The organism is Nonomuraea sp. NPDC049158 (assembly GCF_040648335.1).
GTDB lineage: Bacteria > Actinomycetota > Actinomycetes > Streptosporangiales > Streptosporangiaceae > Nonomuraea.
Genome location: NZ_JBEZDM010000037.1, coordinates 53,995 through 78,565 on the forward strand (window position 1 = coordinate 53,995; position 24,571 = coordinate 78,565).

General features: G+C 68.9%; 27 protein-coding genes and 3 pseudogenes. 16 read left to right on the forward strand and 14 right to left on the reverse strand.

Annotation, left to right across the window (positions count from 1 at the left end):
• Nucleotides 1-9: 9 nt before the first annotated feature.
• The 4 genes from AB0B61_RS46845 to AB0B61_RS46860 all read left to right on the forward strand — a co-directional run bounded on the left by AB0B61_RS46845 (nucleotide 10) and on the right by AB0B61_RS46860 (nucleotide 3,530).
• The gene (locus AB0B61_RS46845) at nucleotides 10-882 is read left to right on the forward strand and encodes an NmrA family NAD(P)-binding protein (RefSeq protein ID WP_358447154.1); all 873 of its coding nucleotides are present in this window, start codon (nucleotides 10-12) and stop codon (nucleotides 880-882) included.
• On the forward strand, nucleotides 879-1,487 hold the full coding sequence (locus AB0B61_RS46850) for a dihydrofolate reductase family protein (protein WP_358447157.1): 609 nt from the start codon (nucleotides 879-881) through the stop codon (nucleotides 1,485-1,487). Before AB0B61_RS46845 ends, AB0B61_RS46850 begins: the two co-directional genes overlap by 4 nt.
• Nucleotides 1,488-1,638: 151 nt before the next feature.
• A complete protein-coding gene (locus tag AB0B61_RS46855; RefSeq protein WP_358447159.1) occupies nucleotides 1,639-2,196 on the forward strand; it encodes a DUF6192 family protein in 558 nt (185 codons plus the stop codon).
• 362 nt (nucleotides 2,197-2,558) lie between these two features.
• The gene (locus AB0B61_RS46860) at nucleotides 2,559-3,530 is read left to right on the forward strand and encodes a zinc-binding dehydrogenase (RefSeq protein ID WP_358447162.1); all 972 of its coding nucleotides are present in this window, start codon (nucleotides 2,559-2,561) and stop codon (nucleotides 3,528-3,530) included.
• A 935-nt stretch (nucleotides 3,531-4,465) separates the two neighbouring features.
• Here the strand turns inward: AB0B61_RS46860 and AB0B61_RS46865 are convergent.
• On the reverse strand, nucleotides 4,466-4,867 hold the full coding sequence (locus AB0B61_RS46865) for a helix-turn-helix domain-containing protein (RefSeq protein ID WP_358447165.1): 402 nt from the start codon (nucleotides 4,865-4,867) through the stop codon (nucleotides 4,466-4,468).
• Nucleotides 4,868-4,934: 67 nt separating this feature from the next.
• Between AB0B61_RS46865 and AB0B61_RS46870 the strand changes: the two genes are divergently transcribed.
• Both AB0B61_RS46870 and AB0B61_RS46875 read left to right on the forward strand, forming a co-directional pair.
• Nucleotides 4,935-5,423 (forward strand): luciferase family protein, encoded by a 489-nt coding sequence (locus tag AB0B61_RS46870; protein WP_358447168.1) that lies wholly within the window; start codon nucleotides 4,935-4,937, stop codon nucleotides 5,421-5,423.
• Nucleotides 5,424-5,437: 14 nt separating this feature from the next.
• Entirely contained in the window at nucleotides 5,438-6,352 is a 915-nt protein-coding gene (locus AB0B61_RS46875) for an NADP-dependent oxidoreductase (RefSeq protein WP_358447171.1), read from the forward strand.
• On the opposite strand, the gene AB0B61_RS46880 is transcribed toward AB0B61_RS46875, so the two are convergent.
• Both AB0B61_RS46880 and AB0B61_RS46885 read right to left on the reverse strand, forming a co-directional pair.
• On the reverse strand, nucleotides 6,342-6,632 hold the full coding sequence (locus AB0B61_RS46880; protein WP_358447251.1) for an SAM-dependent methyltransferase: 291 nt from the start codon (nucleotides 6,630-6,632) through the stop codon (nucleotides 6,342-6,344). The genes AB0B61_RS46875 and AB0B61_RS46880 overlap by 11 nt on opposite strands.
• Before the next feature lie 107 nt (nucleotides 6,633-6,739).
• On the reverse strand, nucleotides 6,740-7,606 hold the full coding sequence (locus AB0B61_RS46885; RefSeq protein ID WP_358447174.1) for a LysR family transcriptional regulator: 867 nt from the start codon (nucleotides 7,604-7,606) through the stop codon (nucleotides 6,740-6,742).
• Nucleotides 7,607-7,711: 105 nt separating this feature from the next.
• Between AB0B61_RS46885 and AB0B61_RS46890 the strand changes: the two genes are divergently transcribed.
• A complete protein-coding gene (locus AB0B61_RS46890) occupies nucleotides 7,712-8,359 on the forward strand; it encodes a dihydrofolate reductase family protein (protein ID WP_358447177.1) in 648 nt (215 codons plus the stop codon).
• Entirely contained in the window at nucleotides 8,356-8,916 is a 561-nt protein-coding gene (locus tag AB0B61_RS46895) for a hypothetical protein (protein ID WP_358447180.1), read from the forward strand. Before AB0B61_RS46890 ends, AB0B61_RS46895 begins: the two co-directional genes overlap by 4 nt.
• Here AB0B61_RS46895 and AB0B61_RS46900 read toward each other — a convergent pair.
• From AB0B61_RS46900 to AB0B61_RS46915, 4 genes are all read right to left on the reverse strand, one after another.
• Complete coding sequence (locus tag AB0B61_RS46900; RefSeq protein ID WP_358447182.1) at nucleotides 8,907-9,086, reverse strand: hypothetical protein; 180 nt, start codon at nucleotides 9,084-9,086, stop codon at nucleotides 8,907-8,909. The two genes, AB0B61_RS46895 and AB0B61_RS46900, sit on opposite strands and share 10 nt — an antisense overlap.
• Before the next feature lie 84 nt (nucleotides 9,087-9,170).
• Complete coding sequence (locus AB0B61_RS46905; protein ID WP_358447185.1) at nucleotides 9,171-9,494, reverse strand: LLM class flavin-dependent oxidoreductase; 324 nt, start codon at nucleotides 9,492-9,494, stop codon at nucleotides 9,171-9,173.
• A gap of 90 nt (nucleotides 9,495-9,584) precedes the next feature.
• Complete coding sequence (locus AB0B61_RS46910; RefSeq protein ID WP_358447188.1) at nucleotides 9,585-10,502, reverse strand: zinc-binding dehydrogenase; 918 nt, start codon at nucleotides 10,500-10,502, stop codon at nucleotides 9,585-9,587.
• 54 nt (nucleotides 10,503-10,556) lie between these two features.
• A complete protein-coding gene (locus tag AB0B61_RS46915; protein WP_358447189.1) occupies nucleotides 10,557-11,363 on the reverse strand; it encodes a TIGR03619 family F420-dependent LLM class oxidoreductase in 807 nt (268 codons plus the stop codon).
• A gap of 88 nt (nucleotides 11,364-11,451) precedes the next feature.
• Here AB0B61_RS46915 and AB0B61_RS46920 point away from each other — a divergent pair, with 88 nt between their 5' ends.
• The gene (locus AB0B61_RS46920; protein WP_358447191.1) at nucleotides 11,452-12,321 is read left to right on the forward strand and encodes a LysR family transcriptional regulator; all 870 of its coding nucleotides are present in this window, start codon (nucleotides 11,452-11,454) and stop codon (nucleotides 12,319-12,321) included.
• Between the two features lie 382 nt (nucleotides 12,322-12,703).
• Nucleotides 12,704-13,285 (forward strand): annotated as a pseudogene (locus tag AB0B61_RS46925) (Tn3 family transposase); the annotation flags it as partial.
• Between the two features lie 301 nt (nucleotides 13,286-13,586).
• On the opposite strand, the gene AB0B61_RS46930 reads toward AB0B61_RS46925, so the two are convergent.
• The gene (locus tag AB0B61_RS46930) at nucleotides 13,587-14,333 is read right to left on the reverse strand and encodes a TetR/AcrR family transcriptional regulator (protein ID WP_358447193.1); all 747 of its coding nucleotides are present in this window, start codon (nucleotides 14,331-14,333) and stop codon (nucleotides 13,587-13,589) included.
• Nucleotides 14,334-14,466: 133 nt separating this feature from the next.
• Here AB0B61_RS46930 and AB0B61_RS46935 point away from each other — a divergent pair, with 133 nt between their 5' ends.
• Nucleotides 14,467-15,030 (forward strand): dihydrofolate reductase family protein, encoded by a 564-nt coding sequence (locus AB0B61_RS46935; protein WP_358447195.1) that lies wholly within the window; start codon nucleotides 14,467-14,469, stop codon nucleotides 15,028-15,030.
• Nucleotides 15,031-15,462: 432 nt separating this feature from the next.
• On the opposite strand, the gene AB0B61_RS46940 is transcribed toward AB0B61_RS46935, so the two are convergent.
• From AB0B61_RS46940 to AB0B61_RS46955, 4 genes and pseudogenes are all read right to left on the reverse strand, one after another.
• Complete coding sequence (locus AB0B61_RS46940; RefSeq protein WP_358447252.1) at nucleotides 15,463-15,729, reverse strand: recombinase family protein; 267 nt, start codon at nucleotides 15,727-15,729, stop codon at nucleotides 15,463-15,465.
• Nucleotides 15,703-15,925: pseudogene (locus AB0B61_RS46945) on the reverse strand (recombinase family protein); the annotation flags it as partial. The gene AB0B61_RS46940 and the pseudogene AB0B61_RS46945, both read right to left, overlap by 27 nt.
• Before the next feature lie 153 nt (nucleotides 15,926-16,078).
• A complete protein-coding gene (locus AB0B61_RS46950) occupies nucleotides 16,079-16,822 on the reverse strand; it encodes a DUF6461 domain-containing protein (protein WP_358447197.1) in 744 nt (247 codons plus the stop codon).
• Nucleotides 16,823-16,986: 164 nt separating this feature from the next.
• A complete protein-coding gene (locus tag AB0B61_RS46955) occupies nucleotides 16,987-17,343 on the reverse strand; it encodes a hypothetical protein (protein ID WP_358447198.1) in 357 nt (118 codons plus the stop codon).
• A 608-nt stretch (nucleotides 17,344-17,951) separates the two neighbouring features.
• Between AB0B61_RS46955 and AB0B61_RS46960 the strand changes: the two genes are divergently transcribed.
• Both AB0B61_RS46960 and AB0B61_RS46965 read left to right on the forward strand, forming a co-directional pair.
• Nucleotides 17,952-18,479, forward strand: a complete 528-nt coding sequence (locus AB0B61_RS46960) for a J domain-containing protein (RefSeq protein WP_358447199.1) — start codon at nucleotides 17,952-17,954, stop codon at nucleotides 18,477-18,479.
• Between the two features lie 58 nt (nucleotides 18,480-18,537).
• A pseudogene (locus AB0B61_RS46965) lies at nucleotides 18,538-18,678 on the forward strand (Hsp70 family protein); the annotation flags it as partial.
• A gap of 53 nt (nucleotides 18,679-18,731) precedes the next feature.
• On the opposite strand, the gene speB reads toward AB0B61_RS46965, so the two are convergent.
• Nucleotides 18,732-19,715 (reverse strand): agmatinase, encoded by a 984-nt coding sequence (speB, locus tag AB0B61_RS46970; RefSeq protein ID WP_225301984.1) that lies wholly within the window; start codon nucleotides 19,713-19,715, stop codon nucleotides 18,732-18,734.
• A gap of 265 nt (nucleotides 19,716-19,980) precedes the next feature.
• Here speB and AB0B61_RS46975 point away from each other — a divergent pair, with 265 nt between their 5' ends.
• Together AB0B61_RS46975 and AB0B61_RS46980 are read left to right on the forward strand one after the other, a co-directional pair.
• A complete protein-coding gene (locus AB0B61_RS46975) occupies nucleotides 19,981-20,946 on the forward strand; it encodes a serine hydrolase domain-containing protein (RefSeq protein WP_358447200.1) in 966 nt (321 codons plus the stop codon).
• Between the two features lie 162 nt (nucleotides 20,947-21,108).
• Nucleotides 21,109-22,026 carry a M20/M25/M40 family metallo-hydrolase gene (locus AB0B61_RS46980; RefSeq protein WP_358447201.1) on the forward strand — a complete coding sequence of 306 codons (918 nt, stop codon included), beginning with the start codon at nucleotides 21,109-21,111 and terminating at the stop codon, nucleotides 22,024-22,026.
• Here AB0B61_RS46980 and AB0B61_RS46985 read toward each other — a convergent pair.
• Nucleotides 21,959-22,804, reverse strand: coding sequence for a M55 family metallopeptidase (locus tag AB0B61_RS46985; protein ID WP_225301987.1), 846 nt, complete (start codon nucleotides 22,802-22,804; stop codon nucleotides 21,959-21,961). The genes AB0B61_RS46980 and AB0B61_RS46985 overlap by 68 nt on opposite strands.
• 114 nt (nucleotides 22,805-22,918) lie before the next feature.
• Between AB0B61_RS46985 and AB0B61_RS46990 the strand changes: the two genes are divergently transcribed.
• On the forward strand, nucleotides 22,919-24,547 hold the full coding sequence (locus tag AB0B61_RS46990; RefSeq protein WP_358447203.1) for a helix-turn-helix domain-containing protein: 1,629 nt from the start codon (nucleotides 22,919-22,921) through the stop codon (nucleotides 24,545-24,547).
• Nucleotides 24,548-24,571 lie beyond the last annotated feature (24 nt).

Here is a 24,571-nt window from a genome sequence, read left to right on the forward strand (position 1 = left end):
GCACCAGGGGTGAAAAACTACCAGTTGGGCGAGCGCCGCACGTACGTCGTCGTCGGCGCGACGGGCAAGACAGGGCGTGAGGTGGAGCGACACCTCACCAGCCATGGCCACGACGTACGGGCCGTTGCCCGCAGCCGCGGGGTCGGCGTGGATGACGCCGTGGCGCTTGAGCGTGCCTTCGAGCACGCCGACGGGGCGTTCGTGCTCGTTCCTTTCGACCTTGCCGGTGCGGACCTGCATGCTCGCGAAGATGCGATCGCGGAACGGCTCGAACGCGCCATCCGCCGCAGCGGCGTGCGCCGCGTGGTGCTGCTGAGCGGGCTGAGCGCGCACCTGCGCCGCGGCACATCCCTCGGCGCGGCGCTCATGGAGGAGCGGCTGCGCGGCTGTTCGGTTCCCGAGCCGATTGTTCTGCGCGCGGGCTGGTTCATGGAGAACTTCACCGACGGGCTCGGTTTCAGGGCGCAGGCAGAGAACACCCGTGTGTTCCGCACCCCCTTCACAGCCCATCGGCCGATGCCGACGGTGGCCGCGCGCGACGTCGGGCAGCGGGCCGCCGAACTGCTGACGCAGCTCCATCCGCGACTCGGCGTCCACGAGCTCCACGGCCACGCCGACCTCACTATGACGGAGGCGACGGCGATCCTGGCGGAGGCCGCCGGACTCCCCGACGTGGGGTACGAGCAACTCAGCTACGACGCGGCGAGAGCGAGCATGCTCGCATCAGGCATGCCGCCGTCCTTCGCTGACGCGGTCGTCGAGACCGCCCGCAGCTTCAATGACGCCCAGCCGTGGGCACTGGCACCTCGCGACGACGAGACCACGACGTCGACGTCCCTTCGGGACTGGGCGCACGCCGCACTGGCCGGCGTTACCACATGAGCAGGCTCGTTGTGCAGATGCAGACATCCGCCGACGGCTACGTCGAAGCGGCCGACCCGGCGGTGCAATGGCAGCTCTGGGACTGGGGGCCAGATTGGCCGTGGGACGAGGAGCTTAGGCGAGACTTCAACGAGACGTTCCGCGCGGTCGACCGGATACTCCTCAGTCGCAAGATGGTCGAGCAGGGCTACATCGATCACTGGGCGCGAATCGCTGAGAGTCATCCCGACGAGCCCGACTTCGCCTTCGCCGGTAGGGTCGGCGACGCGGAGAAGATCGTGTTCTCCACTGCCGAAGGCGGTCATTTCCGATGGCCGCGCACCCGATGGGCAGCAGGCGGGCTTGCTGAGACCATCGCGCGTCTCAAGGCGGGGCCGGGCGCCGACTTGATCGCCTTCGGCGGCACGGGATTCGCCGCCGCCCTCGCCGGCGCGGGCGTGGTCGACGAGTATCAGTTCTACGTCAATTCAACGGCGGTTGGTCGCGGGGAGTCGCTGTTCCGGTCCGTCGCTGGTGGTCTGCGGCTTACGCTTGTCCGATCCAAGTCGTACGCGTGCGGCATGGTCGTGAACACGTACACACCGCGCGGACAGACCAACCCGTGAACCCAGTCGTGAGCGCCAGCGCACCCCCGGACTGAATCCGCAAGGTAGGTCTGAGCGGTACGAACAGATCATCGCTCGCGGCCGGGAACTGGTTGAACTCCAGACCCGTTCCCAGTTCGAGCTCGGCGACCTGGCGCTGGAGATCGAGCCGATGCAGCCGCACGGCGGCGCGCACCCGGACCGGGGCGAGGCGCTGTTCGGCGTCTTGGAATCGCTGCAGCTGTTCGCCGACGATCTTGCGATCCCGGTGAAGACGCTGGAGACCTACCGCTGGGTGGCCTCTCGCTGGCCGGCCCAGCACTGCCAGCACGGGGTGCCGTACAGCATTCACAAGACGCTGGCCTCGGTGCAGCAGGAGGTGGAGCGCATCCACGACTTGGCCCGAGACGAGCAGGTCGCCGCCGCCGTGGCCACCGATCTGCTACGCCGCCCGGAGGTCGCCTTCAAGGCGATGGCCGACACCACCGCCCGGCACCTGGTCAACCGTGCGCAGGTCGACCAGGCCCGGCAGGCTGGCGAGGCGATCCGGGAGCGGACCCCGGCGCTGCCTCGGATCGAGCGCGGCCGCGACTTCATCGAGCTGGTCAGCGCGTGCTCGGTGTTCGTGGCCGCGGTGGGCCGGGTGCTGCCGGCGCTGCGCGGGCACGCCTTCACCGCCGAGGAGAAGGCCACCGTGGCACGCAATCTCGGCCGGGTACGCGCGACCTGACCGCGACGCTGCCCGGGAACCTGCTGGCCCGGCTGCGGATGCTGCATCCGCAGTTCACCCTCATCTGGGGCGACAGCGCCTACGCCGGCGCGCTGGTGGAGTGGGCCCGCCGTTTTCTGCGCCTCACCTTGAAGATCGTGACTAAACGGCCTGGTCAGACGGGACACAAGCCGGGGCAGGGCGTCGATCACCTATGGATGAGGGCGCCGGCGCCGCTAGGAAAACGACTTCACTGCGACGGCAGCGTGAACGACGGCTTCAGGATGCCTCCGATCAGGTGGAAAGGGGCCAGGCCAGATCGCCACGCCGTCGATCCCTTGCGTGGTTGACCTCAAGTCGAGTTGAGGTTGGATGCTGGACCCATGCGAGCGATCATGGCGACCCGATTCGGCGCCCCTCATGTTCTGGAGCTGGTTGACCTGCCCACACCATCGCCGGGAGCAGGACAACTCGGCATCGATGTCGCTGTCGTGGGCGCGACCTGGATGGACACCCTGATTCGCGCCGGCAACGGTCCCGAGGTGTTCGCGGTGGATCCGCCGTATGTTCCTGGCGGTGCGGTCGCGGGTACGGTCGCCGCAGTCGGGGCCGGGGTGGACGACAGCTGGCTGGGCGCCCGGGTGGTCGCCCGAGCGGTGAGCGACGGCTACGGCGGAGGTTACGCCGATACGGTGGTCGCCGCGCTGGAGACCGCCTTCCCGGTGCCGGTGGGTCTCGACCTGCGCAGCGCCATGGCCGTGATGGACGATGGCAGCACCGCTCTGGCCTTGCTGGAGAAGACCCCGGTGCGGAGGGGTGAGCGGGTCTTGGTGGCGCCGGGGGTAGGCGGTCTCGGCAATCTCCTTGTGCAGCTTGTTCTTGCGGCGGGGGCGACAGCCATCGCTGCCGTGCGTGGGGCGAAGAAACGCTCCGTAGCGCTGGAACTGGGCGCCGAGGCGGTCGACTACTCCATGCCGGCCTGGCCCGGCCAGGTGCTTATGCTCACCGGCGGGTACGGGGTGGATGTGGTGTTCGACGGGATCGGTGGCCAGATCGGCGCGGCGGCGGCATCCCTGCTCGGGGACGGTGGCCGGTTCTCCGAGTACGGCATGACCAGCGGTGCGCAGACCGTGATCAGTGACGTGGACCGGCGGCGGCTCACGGTGGTGGACATGTCACAGCTCCCGGCATTTTGGCCGGACAATCCACGGCGGGTGACGCACGTGCTGAGCGAAGCCGCCGCAGGGCGACTGGCCCCGATCATCGGTCAGAGCTATCCGCTGGCAGAGGCCGCCACCGCGCATGCCGACATCGAAGCACGCCGCTTCACGGGCAAGATCTTGCTTCTGACATGACATCGATGCCTGTGTGGTCTCAGTGAGAACCAGGTCTTCGGCCTGGTTTCTTCACTGAGCTGGTCCATCAACCTCTTGATAGCGCTCCTGCGCGGTGCGCATCGCCGCGGCGGGCTGATGGGTCCTTCGGGTCGACCCGATCCTGGCTCCATGCTCATGGACACGAGCATTTCAACGAGCGCCAGATACGCACGCGTTTCATCTCTACGGCTCGAAAAGGATCACCGGTTCAGACGACCGCGCGCGGAATCCAGGCGGCGATCGAAGCGGCTGGGCTCCCCACCGCCCGACGCCTGATCTACACCCACCACCACTGGGAGCACGTCTGGGGCGCGTGCGCCTGGCGGGAGGTCGAGATCATCGGTCACCACGCCGGCGCGCGCATCCTGGAAGCGGAGGCCCGGCGCCCCTGGAGCCACCCGTACCTGCGGGCCGAGGTCGAGGCCAGCCCCAGGCTCGGTCCCAGCTTCCGGGGACTACTGCTGGGCGACTGCTTCTAGTCACCTCCGCTCCACCTGCGCAAGGCGGGCGACGGCTACGCCGCCGACCTGGCCGACCGGCTGCTGTCGGAGTATCCGCAGGGGCGCCACGACTGGTTGGTCGACAGCCACAGCCCGCCGCGGTCCCGGCAGTCCCTGCGGGACCTGATCTGTTCCGGCTGAGCCAACCGGCCGAAGCCGCGCAGTACAAATCGTGCCGTTCGAAGACACCCTCCAAGAGACGTGCCGTGAGCCTCGAACGATGCGGAAAGTACCGCCACTGGGGTGCGGCTTGTTTGGCGGCTTCTCTCAGCGGTCATGCCCTCTGCGGTCGCCGGGGACGCCGAAACCCCGCCGTGAGCAATCACGGCAGAGCGCTCTGCTCAACTCGACCCGACACCCCAGAAGCCCTCGCGGAGACTGCGGGCTCGCGCGGGGCGACGCCAGTTTGGCGGGTCACGGCGCGTCGTAGCGCAGGCGGGAGGCGGCCACGTACTCACGGTGCTGCTCGGCCCATGCGATGAGTCCGGAGACCTGGGCTGAGAGCGTCTGCCCGACGGGGATGAGGGCGTAGTCCACCCGGGGCGGGGAGGTGGGGGTGACGGTGCGCTCGACCAGGCCGTCGCGCTCCAGGCTGCGCAGAGTGAGGGTGAGCATCCGCTGGGAGATGCCCTCGATAGCGCGCTGCAGTTCCGAGTAGCGCTTGGGTCCGCTGCCGAGCAGGTTCATCACCAGGACGCTCCATTTGTCTCCAACGCGGTCGAGGATGTCGCGCAGCTGGCAGGTCGGGTGGTCCTCGCCGATCGTTTCGCGCACATCGGTGTGCCTTGCGTGGGTCAAAGTGCCTTCTTCCGTCATGGCCGCATTGTGGACCAGACTCGGGAAGCGCACAAGAAGTAACCAACGCACAGAAAGTGCTGTTGCGATGAGCATCGACTTGACCGATCCCCCACTCCGATCCGGCCCTCGCCCACGGACCACGGGCCGGGAGATCCCGCATGACCAGCTCGACCAGTTCTCCCCGCCGCATATCAGGGCCGCCCTGGTGGCGGACGCCCAGGCGCTGGCGGGCGTGTTCACCGGCCCCAGTCAGGTGTCCGAGCCCGCCTCGCTGGCGCTGCGGCTGCATGAGCCCGCCGGGCCATGGGCGGCGTTCCTGCACCCCAGCCCCGACGAGTTCGGGCACATTCACCGCTCAGGATTCCTCCATCTCACCGTGCCCGTGCCGCTCATCGAGCCGCTGCAGCGGGCCGGGTGGATCGAGCCGCATCCGATCAGCCGTCGTCCTGAGTGGCCGGACACGATCGTGATGCTGTACGCCCCCCGCGACGAGGCCGAACTGGCTGTCGCCCGCGCCGTCCTGCGCTCTTCCTGGCGGCAGGCCACCGCATCATCTGCTACGGAACCGGAGTGATCATCATGCGTGCCATGGCTTTCACCGACTTCGGCGCCGACCTGGCGGCCACCGATCTTCCCGTACCCGAGCCCGGTCCCGGGGAAGTGCTGGTCCGGGTGCTGGCCTCCTCGGTCAACGGCTTCGACCTGGGCGTGCTGGGCGGCTCTCTCAAGGGCGTCTACGACTACGACTTCCCCGTCGTGCTCGGCAAGGACTTCGCCGGCACCGTGGCGGCCGTCGGCGACGGCGTGACCGGCTTGACGCCGGGTGAGGACGTGTTCGGCGTGGTCATGCGTCCGACCCTGGGACAGGGCGGCTACGCCGAATACGTGGTGGTGAGTCCGCAGTACGGCCTGGCCAAGATCCCCGACGGGCTGGACCACACCCGCGCGGGTGTGCTGGGACTGGCCGGCACCGCCGCACTCAACGCCATCGACGCCGTCGCCCCGGCAGCGGGGGAAACCGTCCTGATCTCAGGTGCGACCGGCGGCGTCGGCGCGTTCGCCGTCCAACTGGCCGCCGCCTGCGGCGCTCGGGTGATCGCCACCGCCCGGCCCGGAGCCGAAGCCGCCTTCGTCACCGGTCTGGGTGCCACCTGGGCCGTCGACCACACTGACCTGCCGGCACAGGTACGCGCGATCACACCAGACGGGGTGGATGCCGCGCTGCACCTGGCGGGCGACGGACCGGCCGTCGCCGCCCTGCTGGCCAACGGTGGGCGGCTGGCCTCCAGCCTTCACTATCTGCCCGACGAACCCGGCCGGGACATCAAGGCCACGGCGGTGATGGCCGACCCCAGCCCGGCCACCCTCGCCCGGCTCGCCGCCGACGCGGCCGAAGGACGCCTGCGGGTGCCGGTCGCCCGCACCTACCCGCTGGCCGAGACGCCGCGCGCGATCGCCGACTTCACCGCCGGAGCCGTCGGCAAGCTCGCCGTCACCATCTGACAGAGACGCCGAATCCATCTGACGCATCGAGGACGGGCTGTTCGCCCGCATATGCCCGGGTCGCCAAGCACTGCAGGCCGTCGAAGAACCGGCCGATGTCGGCGTGGGTGCGGGGGGTGATCGGGTCGGCCTTCTTGTTCCATTCCTGCTGGGCCTCGGCCTGCTCAGTCGCTTCACCGTCGAGATCGAGGGTGGCATGGGTGATCGCCAGATAGCTGCCTGGGCCTATGGCGTCCAGTAGACGCATCACGGCCTCACGCGCCTGGGCGAAGTCCGGGATGAGATTCGGTCTTGGCCCGCGCTCTGCGCGCCGGCGGCGCGGTTGACGACATCGCGGCGGCGCTCGGCGTCACCAACGTCAGCGCGATCACCGAATGGGTCGCCGAGTCAGGTGGAGTCCTGGATGGCCTGGATCAGGGCGACGGTGGCGGGTGGGTCCGGGGGGTCGCCGTAGGTGACGGCGTAGAGGCGGCGGGTGAAGCCGGTGAGCTCGGTGGCGTGGATGTCGGGCTGGCGGTGCGCCTGGAGGGCGAGTCCCGGCAGGGTGGTGACGCCTTTGCCGGCGGCGACGAGGGCCTGGACGACGACCATGTCGTCGCTGAGCGAGGCGATGCGCGGGGTGAAGCCCTCCCGGCGGCACACGTTGACCAGTTCGTGCTGGCATCGTTCACAGCCGCCGATCCAGGGGGAGTGGCGGTGGTTGGCGAGGCTGTCGTCGGGTCGGCGGCTGATGAGGTAGATCGGGTCGTCGCCGACGTGGACGAGGCGGAAGCCCTCGTCCTCCTCCTCGACGGGGGCGTTGGCGTACCGGAAGACGAGGGCGACGTCGATCTCGCCCTGGCGCAGCATCTGGAGGGCTTCGACGGGGTGGCGGTCGATGAGGATGAGTTCGAGTCCGGGGTGGGCCTGCTCCAGGAGGGTGGCCGCCTTCGGGACGATCGTGCTCAGGGGTGATGCGTTGGCGGCCAGGCGGACGCGGCCCGATTGCAGGCCGGCCTGGGCGGCCAGTTCGTTGGTCGCCGCGTCGACGCGGCCGAGGATCTCGGTGGCGCGGCCTGCCAGGAGCCGGCCTTCGGGGGTCAGGCGGATGCCGCGGCCGACGCGCTGGATGAGCCTGACGCCGGTGGCCGCCTCCAGGCGGGCCAGGTGGTGGCTCACCGACGATTGCGAGTAGTGCAGTTGCTTGGCCGCTTCGGTCACGGACCCGAGGTGCGCCACCGCGGCCAGAACCCTGAGGTGGACCAGGCTGAGCATGTATCGATGATATCGATGTAAATCCCGGAATATTGCCATTAGACGTCATCTGTTGGTGCGGCCATGCTCATGGGTGAAAGCGCCAAGCCAACTGAGGAGGACCGAATGAGCAAGCTCAGGTGTCACATCTCGATCTCGCTGGACGGCTACGTCGCCGGCCCGGATCAGAGCGTGGAGAACCCGCTCGGCGAGGGTGGCGAGCGGCTGCACGACTGGGTGGCGGGGCTGGCCGCCTTCCGCCAGGCCCACGGCGGGGAGGGCGGTGAGGTGAACGCGAGCACACCGGTGTTCGAGGAGGCGATCCGCAATATCGGTGCCGCGGTGATGGGCAGGGGCATGTTCGGGCCCATCGGCGGCGGTCCGTGGCGCGACGAGCAGTGGAAGGGGTGGTGGGGCGACAACCCGCCCTACCACTACGACGTGTTCGTCCTCACGCACCACGAGCGTGGTCCGGTGGAGATGGAGGGCGGGACCACCTACCACTTCGTCACCGACGGCGTCGAGTCGGCGCTGGAACAGGCGAAGAAGGCCGCCGCCGGCAAGGACGTCATGCTGTGGGGCGGCGGCCAGGTCGTCGGGCAGTACCTGGCGGCGGGGCTGCTGGACGAGCTCGAACTGCACGTCGTCCCGGTGCTGCTCGGTGGGGGTTCCCGCCTCCTGGACGGCCTCGGGGGCGCGGACGTACGGCTTGAGCAGGTACGGGCCGTCGAGGCGCCCGGTGTCACCCACCTGAAGTACCGGAGAGTGTCATGAACCGCCTCCAGGCGTTCATCGACGATGTCGCAATCGTGGTGAAGAGCACCGATGACGAGCACGAGATCACGGCGCGGGTCGGCGAGCTGCTGGCGGCGCTCCTGGCCGAGGGGTACCGGCTGCCGCCGGAGGTGACGCGGGCCTCGTCCGCGCGTCACCTGACGTACCCGATGTACATCGCTCCCGACGACAGCTGGTCGATGGCGTCCGTGGTCTGGGACGTGGGCCAGCGGACCAACGTGCACTCGCACGAGACGTGGGGCGTCGTCGGCATCTACGCCGGGGTCGAACACGAGATCCGCTACCTCAAGCCGGCCGAGTCCGCCCCGAGCGGGCCGCTGACGCCGGCGGGCGACGCGCGGTGGACGCCGGGGCAGGTGACCGTCTGCTGCACCACCGACGACGACGTCCACGCCGTCGCGGCCGTCGGCAGCGAGCCCACCATCGGCATTCACGTGTACGGCGGCGACATCGGCACGGCCAAACGGCGGGAGTACGACCCCGCGACCGGCGAGGTCCGCTGGTTCGTCTCCGGCTGGGACAAGCCTCAGGGGTAGGGCAGCTCCGCGGTGATCTTCTGGAGCAAGGTGCGCGGTGTCGCCCGCTCGACCAGGCCGCGGCGCTCCAGCCCCTGCAGCAGTCGGACCGAGATCGAGAGCGGCACCCGGTGGTGGATTGCCGAGCTGAGAGAGTCGTACGCGGACGTGGCCGCCGCCTTCAAACTCAAGCAGACCGTCCGCCAGACGCTGCCCAAGGCGCTGTCCGTGACCTTGTCGTGCTCGACGGCGGCCCTCCACCGAGCCCCGCCCCACTACCGGCGGCGAGGCGGTGCAGGTAGTTTCGATGTCGGCCCGGCCGAGCTGCGCGGGGATCTCGCCGCGGTCCTCGCGGACGGCGAGAGAGTGATCACCTCGCCGTTCACGTTCGTGGGCTTGCCCTCGACCAGGCTCGGCAGGATCTCCAGGGTGGCGTCGGTGCGCTGCGCGCGTTCGGCGTAGGAGATACCGACGGCCCGCCAGGCTGCGTCGCCGTGCACGCTGCCGCCCGAGCCGACGCCGAGCAGCACCCGACCGCCGGACAGGTGCTGCAGGCTAGCGATCTGCTTGGCGGCCCAGGCGGCCGGGCGTAGCGCCAAGACCATGCTCCTCGGCGTGCCGGGCATGCTCACGCACCCCGGCGGTCTCATCCACGCCGAACGACGGTAGAGTCACGCCGACCTTGAGCATCAGCGCACCTCGAGCAGGGTCTTGCCGACGCTGGCGCGCGACTCGATGGCGGCGTGCGCGTCAGCGGCCCGGTCGAGGGGGAAGCGCTGCCCGATCAGCGGCCGCAGCCGTCCGCCCACGGCCTCGGCGAGGGCGCTCTCGGTGTACTCGCGCATCGTCTCCGGGGTGGGCTTCGCCTGGACGAGCGTGATGCCGCGCGCAACAGCGGCCTCCGCCTCGATGGCGGCCCACTCTCCGCTCGCCAGCCCGAAGCTGACCATCCGCCCGCCCTGGCCGAGCAGTTCGAAGGCGGCCCGAGCGACGTCGACGGGGTCGACCTCGTCGGTCCAGCTCGGAGCCATATAGTCGACCACCTCGTCGGCGCCCAGGTCGCGGGCCACACCGGTCTTGCGCGAGCCCCCGGCCGCTCCGACGACGGTGGCGCCCGCCGACTTGGCGAGCTGCACGAGGAGCGAGCCCACGCCGCCGGCCGCCGCCTCGACCAGAACCCGTTCCCCGGGCTGTGGTGCGGTCGCCCGGATCATCATGGTCGCGGTACGCCCGTCGGCCAAGACCGCGACCGCGTCGTCCAATTCCAGGCCGTCGGGGACGGTAAAGAGCCCGGAGGCATCCACCGCGGCCCGTTCGGCATAACCGCCGGAGCCTCCCGTGGAGGTCACCACCCGACGGCTGATCAGGCCGGAGCCGACGCCCTCGCCGACCGCCGTGACGATGCCCCCGACGCCGTTGCCCGGGATCATCGGCAGTTCCGGCTTGAACGGCGACGGGGCGCCCGACCGGAACTGGGTCTCCACAAAGGTGATGTTGGCGTAGGCGACGTCGATCAACACCTGCCCCGGCCCCGGGACCGGATCGGGGGCGTCTCCAGGTACGAGCACCTCGGGCCCTCCGAACTCCTTCAACCACACCGCACGCACAACACTCTCCCCTGTTCGGCTATGTCGGTCTCAGCATGCAACCTCAACCGATTGTCACGGCGTTCCCAAGAGACCTGCACCGGCTGTGACCGTAGCCTCCATGTCGGCGTCCAGCGGCTGGATCGTCAGCCGGTGGACACCCAGGGCGGCGTACCGCCGCGCGGTCTCCCGATCGACGGGGCCAGGGGGCGGGGTGATCGTGATCTCCAGCTCGCTCAGGTGCGCGGGCCTGTCGTAGACCTTCGCCGCGTCACGGAGGTCGGACAGCGCGCCCGCGGCCTGCTCGGGGGTCAAGTAGACGCCGTACCAGCCGTCGGCGTGCTGGACCGCCCGGCGCATCGCCGCCCGGGAGTGGCCACCCACCACGATCGGCGAACGCTGCGGCGGCCTCGGGCGCTGCACCGCACCCTGATAAGTCACGAAATCTCCGGCGAAAGGCTGGTCGTCCCACACGGCCCGCATCGCCGCCAAGTACTCGTCTGTACGGGCGCCACGCTCGTTCAACCGCACCCCCATGACGGCCAGCTCAGGCTCCACGTACCCTGCGCCGACCCCCACGATCAGCCGCCCCCGCGACAGCAGGGCCAGCGAGGTCAGCTGCTTGGCCAGCAGGACCGGCTGCCGCTGGGGCAGCACGAGGACCCCGAAGCCCAGCTTGATCGTGGTCGTCAGCGCCGCCAGATGGGCGAGCGCGACCACGGCCTCCAGCCGGCCCGGCTCATCGGGGGAGTCGGGCATCGCGATGTGGTCGCCGACCCACAGCGACTCGAACCCCGCCTCCTCGGCCGTCCGCGCCCGCCTGGCCAGCAGGTCCGGATCAACGTTTTCGCCCCGATGCAGCCCGTACAGTCCCACGTCCATGCGGCCACCGTAGGGCCCCCTCGCCGATGTGACCAACGAATGTCCGGCATGGTTACCATGCGAGATCCGCATATCGGAGGAAGACGACATGGATGTGGCGTGGCTCGAGGTGTTCACCGAGGTGGCCGCCAGGAAGACCTTCACGGCGGCCGGGGAGGCGCTTGGCTACACCCAGTCCGCGGTGTCGCGCCAGATCGCGTCCCTGGAGAGTGAACTGGGCGTCGCACTGTTCGAGCGGCATCCGCGTGGCGTCGAGCTCACCGAGGAGGGCCGCCGCCTGCTGGAGCACGCGGTCGCCATACTGGACCGGCTGGCGACGGCCCGGCACGACCTGCACGACGTCGGGCGGCTGCGTGTCGGCGCCTTCGACACCGCCGACGCCGACCTCGTGCCCCGCGCCATGGCGGCGTTCAGGAAGTTCCGGCCGGCGGTGGCGCTGTCGCTGGTGGAGAGCACGACCGACGCGCTGCTGGCCCGCCTCGGCGCGGGCGACATCGACCTGGCCGTGGTGAGCGCGTACCCGGGCAGGCCGCTGGAACAGGGCCGGTTCGTCCTGCACTACCTTCTGGACGACCCGCTCCTGGTCGCCATGCCCGCGGGACACCGCCTGGCCGACAGGACGCGCCTGCGCCTGGCCGAGCTGGAGGGCGAGTCGTGGATCGAGGGCTTTCCCGGCGGCTCGCAGACCCTGATCGACGTCCACCGACGCGCGGGCTTCCGGCCGCGCATCGACTTCGCGGCCAGAGAATGGACCGCCAAGCAGGGCTTCGTGGCCGCCGGGCTGGGGCTCGCGCTCGTTCCCTCGCTGGCGGCGGGCGCGATCCGCGCCGACATCGTCCTGGCCACGCTGGAGGACGAGCCCATCAGAACCGTCTACGCCGCCACCAGGAAGAGCGGCTCGCCGCTCCAGCGGGAGTTCATCCGCTGCCTGCGGGAGATCTCCGTGGCAGGAACATAGAACAGCCTATGGCCCCGAAACCACCCGGCCTCCCGCACGCGAGGAGCAGACCAAGATCAATCCAAGCGAGAGCTACTGTTCCTGAATTCCTCGGCCTCGGGACCGAGCAGCGGCCGTTACGGAGGGCTGATGGCAGTGAGCATGCGGGCGAGCTTCCACGGCCGACGACCCCAGGCGGTGACCTTTCCTTCGAGAAGCAGTTTCGCTATCCCTTGTCGGCCGATGAACAACCAGCATGAGGGCCGCGGGGTCGGCGGACAGGTGGGTGTCGATGTCGCGCGCGCCGTCCGCATGCTCTCCTTGCGGCGTTCGGCGTCGGCCGGACCGACGGGGCGGCCCAGTGCTTCTTGGTCTGGCACCAGGACAGCCAGGAGGTGACGGCAACCTCACAAGGATCACCACCTGGTGGCCGGGGCTGCGGGTGGCCGGATCGCTCATCACCAACCAGGTCCGCGCCTACGACCTCCTGCGGATGTTCGGCCGCGAGGGCCGCCCAACCCCGCTCGGCCAAGCCTTCGCCGAGTACGGCCGGATCGCCAAGACCCTGCACCTGCTGGCCGTGATCGACCCAATCGACGACACCTATCGGCGTCGGGTCAACCGGCAACTCACCATCCAGGAGGCACGCCACACCCTGGCCCGCGAGCTCTGCCACGGCCGCCGCGGCCGCATCCACCAGGCCTATCGCGACGGTCAGGAAGACCAACCCGGCTCACTCGGGCTTGTCTTGAACGCCATAGTCCTGTGGAACACCCGCTACCAGGACGCCGCCGTTTCCCACCTGCGCTCCCGCCCGCTCAAGGATCGCCAGGTCCTGGATGAGGACGTCGCCCGGCTCTCTCCGCTGGGGCACAAGCACATCAACACCCTGGGCCGATATAGCTTCACCGCGTCCCAGCCCACAGACGGGCTGCGGCCCCTGCGCGATCCAGCCCGAGCTGAGAGCGACGACACCGACCAATAAGACCCCCAGGGCCCCGAGCAGGCCGCCCAGCAGGCCCATGGCGTGGCTTCGAGTCCGTCCCCCCGTCGTTCCACCGGCAGCTACTGGGCCCACCACTCGGGTCGGCGCGACCAGTCCCAAAGTAGCTCTGTGTAATCATCGCTACTCTTCGTGTTCTCGGAAATGAGGAGTTCTGATAGCGATCATCATCGGTTCCCGCGCGTCCCCGAGCGGAACGCAGTAGTTCAGGCCCCCGTCGTTGTCCGACAACAAGCTTCACGATCGCACCACTCCATCCATCCCGGTCGGGCGCCGCTGCTCCTTACGGAGGAGCTGGACTCGAAGCTGCTGATTCGTCGCCGCTGTTTCGAGTGCGTTGGGTGATGGTGTGTTCGAGGCCGTCGAGGAGGGTGTGCAGGCCGAACTCCTGGGTCGTGGTGGCCGAGGGGATGGCCATGGTGGTGGCCAGCAGCGGGAAACGGTCGGCGTTGCGGAGTAGCAGGTCGCGCATGATGGGGGCGGCGCTGCCGTCCGTCCAGGTCTGAGTGCCTTGGGTGGCGGCTGGGTGGGTGGCGCGGATGTGGTGGGAGACCAGCATGACCGCGTCCAGCCGTTCGCGTTCGGTCAGGGGCGTGTCGGCCAGGGCGCTGAGGGCTCTTTCGGGCCATCCGGTTTCGCGTGGACCCATGACGCGGTCGCCCACGGTGATCGACGGCAGCCAGGGGTGGCGTCGCCAGGCGGCGGACAGTTGGCGGGCGTACTCTTCCAGCTTGGTCCGCCAGCTGGTCACGCCGCTCAAGTCGGGGGGTGTGCCGACCGCCGCCTCGATCATGATTGCACTCAGCTCAGATTTGCCGTTGACATAGCGGTACAGGGCCATTTTGGTGAGGCCGAGCTCGGCGGCTACCCGATGCATCGAGACCGCCTCCAGTCCCTCGGTATCGGCGACCTTGACAGCGGCGTCGGCCACCTGGGCGAGGTCGAAGGCGGGCCTGGGGCCCCTGGTGCGCGGCTTCCGCAGGCCCCACAACAGTTCGGCCAGTGCCATCGGATCCTCGTTAGCCGACATTGCAGCCTCCCACTTGCCCACCCTAAAAAACTGTATCTATGATACACAGTGTTATGGAGACACAGTTAGTCGCCGAACTCGGGAGCAGGCGGCGTTGCTGAGGAGTTGCACCGTCGCAGACAAGGAGCGGACTATGTCCAAATCAGTGCTCGACATGTCAATGTCGCTCGACGGGTACGTCGCCGATCCCAACGACTATCTCGGTGGCGACGATGGCGAGCGGCTGCACAAGTGGGCTGACGCCGGTCCGTCGTCCGGGCCGATCCAGCAGTTCCAAGGCGAATGGAAGGCGGCCGGTGCGGTCCTCGCCGGGCGGCGGACCGCCGAACTCATGGATCACTGGGGAGGCGATCACGACGGTCTCCCGATCTTCGTCCCCAGTCACCGGCCGCCCAGCCCGGCCGCCCGTTGGGGTCATCCGCTGGTGACATATGTGAACGACGGGATCGAAAGCGCGATGGCGCAGGCGAAGGCCGCCGCCGGGGGCCGGGACGTCCAGGTGCGTGGCGGCGCCTACACGGTGCAACAGGCACTTGAGGCCGGGGTGCTGGATGAGGTGCAGATCCATCACATCCCGGTGCTGCTGGGCGCCGGCCGCCGGCTGTTCGACGTCTTGCCGTCGGAGATCGAACTGGAGATCGTTCAGGTGATCGACACACCGGAGGCCACCCACATCCGCTACCGCATCCGCCGCTGAGCCGATCGGTCACCGACCCAGGCCAGCGCTGAGGCCAGTGGCGCTCCGCCTCTCCTTCCCGGAGATGGGCACCGAGTACGAACTGGTGCGGTTACCTGTCAATCTCTTTGAGGTGACTCCGGCTAATCCTGTGTGGTGTTCGGTGGCTCTTCTCGGCCGACGGGCGTGTTGACCTGTAGGCGGCCCGGGCGACATAGCGGCTCCCTTGCCGCCAAGCCTCAACAGCCCCTCAACTCAAGATTAACCTCTGAGCTGGGACTCTTCTCTCGCGGCGCGGTTCTGGTTCGTCTTGTTTTCGGGGGACGGGTGACGTGGGTTGGGCCGGAGCGTGATTCGACGTGGTGGGTGTGCTCGCGCAGCATGACGGCGACTTGCTCGGCGAGCTTGGCCTTGCCGCCGTAGTAGGTGATGGGGGGCGGCACCGTGCTCCTCCTACGCCGAGACCGGCTTGTCGGGGTCAAGGTGGCGGTAGATCGTGGCACGACTGACGCCGAGCCGGTCGGCGATCTGCTGGACGGTGTAGCGCCGCTTACCGTCCTCGCCTTTCACCTCGTACAGCGCGCGGGCCATCTCCACGCCGTGCTCATCCAGGGCGGGAGGACGTCCGCCGACGCGGCCGCGTGCCCGGGCCGAAGCCAGCCCTTCAAGGGTGCCCTCCACGATGAGCTCGCGGAGGAACTCGTCGAACGCGCCGAACATGTGGAACTGCAGCCGCCCCGCCGGTGTCACCGGGCCGGAGGTAGTCCAGCGCCTTGTCGAGCTCGGGACGGCGGTCGATCTTCCCTGAGGCCTTGTCGACGAAGATCCGGTCACAGCCTGCTGTCGTGAGGCCATCGCGTTGGCTGTTGGGGTTCTGGTCGCGGGTGGACACCCGCCCGTAGCCGATCCTGCTCACCGCCTAGGTGTCTCAGAAAGCGGTGGCGCCTGGTACCGGTACGCCGCTGGAGAGCACGGACAGTCATGGTGAGGCTCGTCTTCACCGAGAACTCGCAACAGTTCAATAGACCAGTTGACCAGTAAACCAGTCAGTACCGGAGGCCCATGGGAGTTAAGCGGCGCCGTGATCAGACTCAGGGCCGCTTACCGCTTTCAGCTGCTCGAGTAAAACACCGAGGCTCTTCCTGGGCTGAGGCTCTTGTGACGGTGGCAGGTCGGCGATCGCGCCCACCAGGAGTGGTCCGTCCAGCAGGTCGGCGGTGAACGTCACGCCGGTGAGGCGGGCCGCCATCGCGAACATCCGCGCGAGGCCGTGCCGGGACAGGTCGTCGTAGCGCTGGTCCCAGTCCTCGTCCGAGCCCTCCTCCAAAGGCAGGCCGAACTCGCGCATGAGGCCGGCAAGCCGGTCGGTGTCGGCACCGGAGCGACGCTCGGGAACGGTCGGGTCGAAAGCCGTGATGAGGATACCGTCAGCGGCGTAGTGGAAGTAGTCGCAGGCGTAGTCATGTCGTAGAGCGGACACCACGTCGGTGCCGGCCGACAGCCGCGCCAGCATTGCGCCGTCCGTCCCCGACCAGCCGTACGGCTCCACCGCCGCGCACCCGTCGCCGGTGGCGACCACTCCGACATAGCCACCGCCGTCACCGCCGTCGGTCGCCACCGTGAAGTCGGAGACCGCCAACCCCAGCTCGGCGAAGCTCATCTCCGTGCTCGTGCGGGCGCCGAACCGGCGCAGCACCTCGGCCGGGTCGAGCCCGCGCAGCAAGGTCACGCAATAGATCTCGCCGAGTCGGTTGCCCCGATCGCCGTACGGCGGTTGCAGCCAGCGGAAGGGCGTCAGCGCATCGATTGTCATGTCGCGATCTTGGCAGGCTCTACCGACATAGTCAGGCCCACTTCACCCTTCCGCGCGAACCTGCTGTCCGAGAGCGACCTATTGCCGCCCGAATCACGGAAAGTCACTACCACGGCCCTCGGCATCGAGAACTCGCGATAGTCGAATAGGCGACTCCACCAGTATCAACCCCGGATCAGCGACGGCGGCTCCTCGATCGCCTTAACGCTGGCCACGTGGATCTTGCCGTCGTCGTCGATGGTGACGGAGGTGTTGGCGGCCAGCCCGGCCCGCACCACCCGGTAGGCCCGATCCAGCCGCTCGGCGTTCTCGGCCAGCAGCTCCGCGGGATCTTCCAGCAGGCCCAGGTCGGTCAGCACGCTGTCCTTGACCGCCGCCCACGCCGCGCCCTTGAGCAGCTGCGCGTCCGGATCGCGCCACCGGCTGGAGGCGGGCGCGTGGATCTCGCGGCACTTGAGGTGACGGTGGAACTGCCCCCGAACCTGGAAGAACCATGATCGTGGCCGCCGCTCCGCTTTCACTGACCACCTCCGCTGCTGCTGTGATGTGATCCGACAGGATCAGGAGGAGCCAACCGGCGGTCGGCGACGCGAGGCGTGCCGCCCCTTTTCAGGGTCCGATGTGGGTGAGCAGGGCGAGCAGTTGGAGCAGGCCGTAGGCGGCCGCCATCGTTATCGAGACAGTCCCGACCGCTGCAGTGGACCCATGGACTGGTGGGCGTATGAAGGCCGTTGCCTGGCCCGAGTCTCCGGGGCCGGGCAACGGCCTTCGCGACGGGTGTGACGATCAAGTGGCGAAGCCAACGGCGCGAATCGGTGCGATGGAGTCATGGCTGTTGACACATCGGCCGAACTCGGTGACCTGTGCTCTGAGTAATCCCGCGGCTGCGCGGTTACGGGACGGCCCACCAGCGGCTGTCACATGACCCAAGCCCCCGGATCTGAGGAACAGGTCCGGAGGAGTGCCTGGACTCCCGGAGGAGGCGCCGACGCTCCCGATTCTGCTACGAATGGTGAATTTGATGCGCATGGTGATCAGGAGGTTTTCCCTGCACAGCTGTGCGCTGCTATAGCGTTCATATCGAGGTTCCGTTCATACCTGCAGGTCGCAGCGCATCCAGCTGATGTCTGTGGCGCAGGAGAAGAGCACGGTGGCTGTACGGTACGGCGGCAAGCAGCCCCGGCGGAACCCTTACGGGGTCCTCGGTGTGGAATCGTCGGCCTCTGCGGAGCAGATCACCTCCGCGTACCGCCGACTGGTGCGCGTCCTGCATCCTGATGTTCGCCCCGCCGGGCCGGCGGAACGGGAACGGTTCGCTGAGGTGATCGATGCCTATGCCGTGCTGCGCGACCCCGCCCGGCGCGCAGCCTACGACGCCACGCGCGGAGGCGGCGCCCGACTCGAAGGGCGGCCTGTTTCTGTCCGGGTCACCCACACGCCGGACCTTGGCCTCGACGTGTCCGCGCGCGCTGTCCGCCGGCGTGTTCCTGCTCACGCGGCTGATGTGGCGGTCGTGATCGTGGAGCGTTCTTCTGCTGTTGCGCCGTTGGAACATGTGCTGCTGCGGATGGGCGCCACCCGGTGGGGCCTGACTCGCAGGGATACGCGTGAGGTGCCGCGGCTCGGCTGGCCCACGGCGCGCCTGTGGTGGCGGTGAACCGCGCAAGGCGGAGCTGGTGCCATGAGGAGGGGGGCCGCAAGGAAGGAGGCCGGTGATGACCCGACCCGTCGGTATCGACCTGGGCACGACGAACTCGGTCGTGTGCGTGCTGGAAGGCGGTGAGCCGACCGTTGTCACCAACACCGAGGGCTCGCGGACGACCCCTTCGGTGGTCGCGTTCGCCAAGAGCGCTGACAAACGGCGTGCCCGCCATCGAGATCGCGGCCCGGACCGGGGCCGTTCCGATGACTACCTTCCCCGGGCAACCATGGCCAGGAGGTCGAACGTGAGGCCGGCGGCGGCCAGCGCGGTGATCTGAGCGTGGTCGTAGGCGGGTGAGACCTCGACGACATCCGCACCGACGATGTCGAGGTCAGCGAGGGAGTACAGCAGCAGCTGAAGCTCCCGGGTGCTCAGTCCGCCGGGCTCAGGGGTGCCGGTCGCGGGCGCATGGGCGGGATCGAGCACGTCGATGTCGATGCTGATGTAGACCGGCCGATCAGCCACTCTCTCCCGGAGCCGGTCGGCGGCGTGCTCGATGCCGCGCCGCGCCACGTCGAGTGTGGAGATCGTCGCGAATCCCAGCTCCCTGTCGTCCTCCAGATCCTTGGCGGCCGGGGTTGTGTGGCGGATGCCCACATGGGCGCAGTGGTTCACCGCCAGCAGTCGCTCCTCGGTGGCCCGGCGGAACGGAGTGCCGTGAGTGAGCCGCGCACCGAACATGTTGTCCCAGGTGTCGAGATGGGCGTCGAAGTGGATGAGTGCCACGGGGCCGTGGTGCCGATGGGCGGCTCGCAGCATCGGGAGGGCGACGGTGTGGTCGCCGCCCAGAGTGATGATCCGGTCAGCACTTCGATAGAGCCGCTGAGCGGCCGACTCGATCTGACTCACCGCCTCGGCGATGTCGAAGGGAGTCACGCCGACGTCACCGGCGTCGGCGATCTGCAACCTCGACCACGGCTCGATCTCGAGCCCGAGGTGGTAGGGCCTCAGGAGTTTGGAGCCGGCGCGAATGGCCTCCGGGCCGAATCGTGCGCCTGGCCGGTAGGTGGTACCGGCATCGAACGGCACGCCGAAGATCGCGACGTCGGCCCGGGAGACCTCGTCGAGCCGCGGCAGGCGGGCGAACGTGGAGGGCCCCGCGAAACGCGGGAGCTGCCTGATGGAATCGGGCGGTCCGACGATCCCTGTGTCGCCGGACTCCGCGAGCTCGTCCTTCTCAACGCTCGACAACGCGATTCTCCTCCCAAGGTGACCGGCCCCCGTCTTCTGGGCCTCACAGTAGTCAGAGCTCTCTCCCGGGCATTCGGTCGATCGCACGAGGGATTCGCGCCGCTTCCGGCCTTCGGCACAATGCGCCGATACCTGGTGAGGACAATGATGCGAAGGTCGGCATAACACCCACGAGTGAGGATTCCGCTTGCCTGAGAATGCATCGGATGCGTATGCGTCCTCGACTCCAGACCTGCTCGGCGCCTTGGACGGAGAGCGCCGGCGATTGGGCATCCCGGGTGCCGTCGTCCACGTGAGCGGTCCGTCGTACGGCAGTTGGACCCGTGCGCTCGGCGTCTGCGATCTGGCCACCGGGGTGCGGCTCACCACCGGCAGCCGCATGAGGATCGGGAGCCTCACGAAGACCATCGTGGCGCTGATCGTCCTGCGCCTGGTGGAAGCCGGAGACCTCTCCTTGGACGATGAGATACAGGCCCATCTGGCAGAGCCGCAGATCCCGCGAGGAGTCACCGTTCGCCGTCTCCTCGACATGACCTCGGGCCTGCCCGACTACACCTCGGAGGAGTTCGTCGCCGGTCTGCTCCTCGAGCCCGACCGGCTCTGGACTCCCTCCGAGCTGCTCAAAGTCGCCCTGCGGAACCCGCAGCAGTTCGAGCCCGGCACCTCCTGGGCGTACTGCAACGCCGGCTACATCATGCTGGGAATGCTCATCGAGCACGTAACCGGCGCACGAGTCGAGGACGTCGCGCGCCGGCTGGTCTTCGACCCCCTCGGCATGCGGGAGACCGAGCTCCCGCCGCTGACACACGACGCCGCCGCCCTGCCGGATCCTCGGCTGCGTGGGTACCACCGCCGGGACGGCGAACTCGTCGACGCGACGCGCGTCAACCCGTCCTGGGCGTGGACCGCCGGTAACGCGGTGTCCACCGTGGGCGACTTGAGACTGCTCATCGAGGCATCGGTGCGCGGCGACCTCCTCCAGGAGCAGACCCGGCGTGAACGCATGCGCACCCACCCGGTGCCCGACAGCACCATCACCTACGGCCTCGGCATCGCGAACTTCGACGGCATGTGGGGCCACAACGGCGAACTGCCCGGATTCCAATCGTTCGCCGGCCACGATCCGGCGACCGCGATGACCGTCGTCGTCCTCACCAACCTCGACGACCACTCCGCGGACCTGCTCGCCGCGTTCCTGCGCACCCGGCTCGCGAACGCTGCCGGCTCATGAGGAAAAACCGACACCCGAGGATTCCACCGGGCCGGAGGTTCCGGGAACCTGTCGCTCCTCCTCGAGGATCTGAGCAGACTCGTTCGTACCGAGTCGCCGTCGACGGACCTGGACGCGGTCGGCCGCTCCGCGCGGGTGGTCGCGGACTTGGTTCATGAGCGCTTGGGGCGTCGGCCAGAGATCCTTTGCGTCGACGGAGTCGACCATGTCCTGCTGCGCGGGGCCGATCCGAAGGTCATGCTCCTCGGGCACCACGACACCGTCTGGCCGCTCGGCACGTTGGACGAGCTGCCCTACACCGAAACTGCCGGCGTCGTCAGTGGCCCGGGCTGCTTCGACATGAAACTCGGCCTCGTCCAGGCGATCCACGCTCTCGCGTGGCTGCGGCGATGCCGCGGCACCGGCGTCCTCGACCAGGTGACCCTTCTCATCACGGGCGATGAGGAGCTGGGGTCCACGACATCACGGGCACTGATCGAGCAGGAAGCAGGCCGCTGCCGGGCAGCCCTCGTGCTGGAGGCGGCCGGCCCGGGCGGCGCACTGAAGACGGGGCGCAAAGGCGTGTCCCTCTACCGGATCGAAGTGCTCGGTCGTGCCGCGCACAGCGGTCTCGATCCGGAGAAGGGCGTGAACGCGACCATCGCGATCGCCGAGGTGGTGCTGGCGATCGCCCAGCTCGCTGACCCGGCGGCCGGTACGACCGTCACCCCGACGGTGATGAGCGCGGGCACGACGCCCAACACCGTGCCCGCGACGGCCACTGTGGCTGTCGACGTCCGGGCCGGCACCGCCGAGGAGCAGCACCGCGTGGACCGGGCGATCCGCGAGGTCGCGCCGGTTCTCGTCCCGGCGGAGATCCGGGTGCGGGGCGGAATCAACCGGCCGCCCATGGAACGGAGCGCGGCGGCGGCGCCCACGCCCGCGACGAGCACGCGGAGATCGCGTGGATCCTCCCGCGTACGCGACTGCTCACCACCCTCATCGAGGAACTCACAGGTAGGAGCGCCGGGCCTCAACGGCGGGCGGAGATCACCTGACGCGCGCGCTCGCTGCTCGCCGCGAGTTCGTACAGGACTGTGATGAATCCGAGGAGATCCGCCGACGCCGTGAGGACTGTCGACACCGTCCGGTCGGCCGTCCGGGCGCAGCCGGGGATGCAGGCGGCGAGCTCGGCGGCCACCGGCGAGGGCAAGTCGACCTCGACCTCGAACGACGGGGGCGGCGGCGGACAGCTCAGTGCCGACGCGCGGGCCACGGCATCGGCGGCCCCTTCCCGCACCAGGTTCCTCGCCACGCTCGGCGCGACGGAGTCCGTGGCCGAGAATCCGTGTGTCTTCTTCACGGTCACGATCGTGGCCTCGGGGAAGATCTCGGTCGCGATCGCGCCGATGACGTCATCCCCGGTGACCAGGCCCACCGGGACACCGAGCGATGCCGCGTACAGGGCATTGACCTCGGCCTCCGACACCGGTGATCCGTTTACTCTGACCTCACCGAAGTAGGCGGAGAAGGTGTGCGCCAAGAGCCCGGGCGTGCCGGCCGGCGCGTGGTAGCCCACGAAGAGCGCCACGGCGCAGTCCTCGGTCAGGCCCTCGGCCATGCACTGGGCCTTGGGCTGCCCGAAGACCAGCCGTGCCCTCGGGTCGAGGCGCTCGTGGATCAGGTTGTCCATCGTCCCGTGGGAGTCGTTCACGAGCACGCTCGTCGCTCCGCCGTCGAAGGCGCCCGCGATCGCGGCATTGGCCTCCTCGGTCATGAGCTCCTGGGCTCGTGGGTAGCCGTACCCGCCGCGCACGATCTGGTCGAGGGTCGCGATGCCGGCGACGCCCTCCATGTCGACGGAGATGTACGCCTTCATCGCTGAGCTGCTCCTTCGTCGGTGCCACGCGTCACTCCCATTGTTGTCGAGGCTTTCGCGCCAACACTGGGTCGATCGACCGAATCAAATCGGACACAGATGTACGATCACACAATGCAAGGCGGTACGAGCAGTCCAGCGGACCTGGGGCGGGTGGTCGAGCGGCTCGGCTCGACGCTGCTGACCATCAAGGCGGGGCCACGTCAGCCGGCTCGTGCCGTGACGACCGTCATCCTTCACGATCCTCTGGACCAACCCGACGTCCCGCCGGACGCAGTGGTGCTGGGCGTCGGCGTGGCGGCTGACGACAGCTTGGTCACCCTGGTCAGAGCGCTGGGCGAAGCCGGGGCCACGGCCCTCGTGGTCCGGGAGCCGCTGGCCGTCGACGAGGAGGTCGCCCGCGAGGCGGAGCGCGGCAAGGTGTCCGTCTTCGGTCTGGTGCAGGGCGCATCGTGGATCCAGGTGGCGACGTTGCTGAGCGGCGCTCTGCATCTCGGTGCCGATGGGGCGCCCGCTGTCGGCGGCGATGCGGACCGAGACCTGTTCGCCCTGGCGAACTCGCTGTCGGCTCTCCTCGACGCCCCGGTCACCATCGAGGATCTGTCGTCGCGGGTGGTCGCCTTCTCGGCCGACCAGGCCGGCGCCGACGAGCCGCGCCGCCTGACGATCCTCGGCCTCCAGGTGCCGCAGATCTACAGCGAATACCAGAGAGAACAGGGCATGTTCCGCCGCGTGTACGCCTCGGAGCGACCGGTGTTCATGCAGAACCCCGCCCCCGGCACCCGTCCTCGGGCGGCGATGAGGGTCCAGGCGGGCAATGAGCTTCTCGGCTCCATCTGGGCCGCCGTGGCAGGGCCGCTCACCCCCGAGCGGGAAGCCGCCATGATCGAGGCAGCACGGGTGATCGCGCTCGAGATGCTGCGTGCCCGCGTCAGCGCCGATGCCTCCCAACGACTCGGAGTCGCCCTGCTGTCCATGCTCCTTGAGGGAGGGACCGGCGCGCGCGAAGCCGCGCAGCAGCTGGCCTTCGGTTCGTCGCCGGCCTGCGTCCTGGTCCTGGGGCCGCTGCGGCCCGACGACGAGGTCCGCACGGCGGCCGACATCCAGCGAACGGCCTCCGCATTTCGGACGCACCTCAGGCCCACGTATCCGCGGGCCATCGTCGCCCAACTCGGCGGCGCGGTCTACGCCGTCGTCCCCGTGCGTGCCGCGGCGTCCCCGGCGCTGGCCGCCATGAAGGACCTGGCCGCCGAGTTCATCGCCCGTCTGGACACCACCACCGAGTTCTGCGCCGGACTCGGCGGCATCGTCGAGGACGTCAGCGAACTCGGCTCATCCCGGCGCGATGCCGATGCCGCGATGCGGGTGCTGAGCTCCAATCCGCGCGCGGGCAGACGCGTCGCGTCACTGGCGGACGTGGCGATCGAGTTCCTCCTGCTCCGCCTCGGCGACCTGATGGCAGCCGACCGCATCGAACTGACCGGCCCGCTCGCCGACCTGGAGGACTACGACACCGAACACGACACCCAGCTGGTGCCGACACTCCAGAGCTGGCTCGAGCACTTCGGGGACGTCGCCGCCGCGGCACGAGCCGTCCACGTGCACAAGAACACGTTCCGATACCGGCTCGGCCGGATCGAGACGATCGGCGGCGTGGATCTGGCCGACCCCGACGAACGATTCGCTCTGATGCTGCAACTCCGCCTCGGCCCCGGTCGGCGATCGCCGCGGCCACCCGCGTAGCGACCGGGACCGCATCAGCCGGTC

Excerpts from the sequence above, each read along its gene's own strand:
- AB0B61_RS46850 (WP_358447157.1), top strand. The coding sequence starts at position 879 with ATGAGCAGGCTCGTTGTGCAGATGCAGACATCCGCCGACGGCTACGTC.
- AB0B61_RS46935 (WP_358447195.1), top strand. The coding sequence starts at position 14,467 with ATGTCCAAATCAGTGCTCGACATGTCAATGTCGCTCGACGGGTACGTC.
- AB0B61_RS46915 (WP_358447189.1), bottom strand. The coding sequence starts at position 11,363 with ATGGACGTGGGACTGTACGGGCTGCATCGGGGCGAAAACGTTGATCCG.
- AB0B61_RS46930 (WP_358447193.1), bottom strand. The coding sequence starts at position 14,333 with ATGTCGGCTAACGAGGATCCGATGGCACTGGCCGAACTGTTGTGGGGC.
- AB0B61_RS46885 (WP_358447174.1), bottom strand. The coding sequence starts at position 7,606 with ATGCTCAGCCTGGTCCACCTCAGGGTTCTGGCCGCGGTGGCGCACCTC.
- AB0B61_RS46870 (WP_358447168.1), top strand. The coding sequence starts at position 4,935 with ATGAGCATCGACTTGACCGATCCCCCACTCCGATCCGGCCCTCGCCCA.
- AB0B61_RS46860 (WP_358447162.1), top strand. The coding sequence starts at position 2,559 with ATGCGAGCGATCATGGCGACCCGATTCGGCGCCCCTCATGTTCTGGAG.
- AB0B61_RS46950 (WP_358447197.1), bottom strand. The coding sequence starts at position 16,822 with ATGACAATCGATGCGCTGACGCCCTTCCGCTGGCTGCAACCGCCGTAC.
- AB0B61_RS46985 (WP_225301987.1), bottom strand. The coding sequence starts at position 22,804 with ATGAAGGCGTACATCTCCGTCGACATGGAGGGCGTCGCCGGCATCGCG.
- AB0B61_RS46865 (WP_358447165.1), bottom strand. The coding sequence starts at position 4,867 with ATGACGGAAGAAGGCACTTTGACCCACGCAAGGCACACCGATGTGCGC.
- AB0B61_RS46890 (WP_358447177.1), top strand. The coding sequence starts at position 7,712 with ATGAGCAAGCTCAGGTGTCACATCTCGATCTCGCTGGACGGCTACGTC.
- AB0B61_RS46855 (WP_358447159.1), top strand. The coding sequence starts at position 1,639 with ATGCAGCCGCACGGCGGCGCGCACCCGGACCGGGGCGAGGCGCTGTTC.
- AB0B61_RS46920 (WP_358447191.1), top strand. The coding sequence starts at position 11,452 with ATGGATGTGGCGTGGCTCGAGGTGTTCACCGAGGTGGCCGCCAGGAAG.
- AB0B61_RS46875 (WP_358447171.1), top strand. The coding sequence starts at position 5,438 with ATGGCTTTCACCGACTTCGGCGCCGACCTGGCGGCCACCGATCTTCCC.
- AB0B61_RS46895 (WP_358447180.1), top strand. The coding sequence starts at position 8,356 with ATGAACCGCCTCCAGGCGTTCATCGACGATGTCGCAATCGTGGTGAAG.
- AB0B61_RS46990 (WP_358447203.1), top strand. The coding sequence starts at position 22,919 with ATGCAAGGCGGTACGAGCAGTCCAGCGGACCTGGGGCGGGTGGTCGAG.
- AB0B61_RS46940 (WP_358447252.1), bottom strand. The coding sequence starts at position 15,729 with ATGTTCGGCGCGTTCGACGAGTTCCTCCGCGAGCTCATCGTGGAGGGC.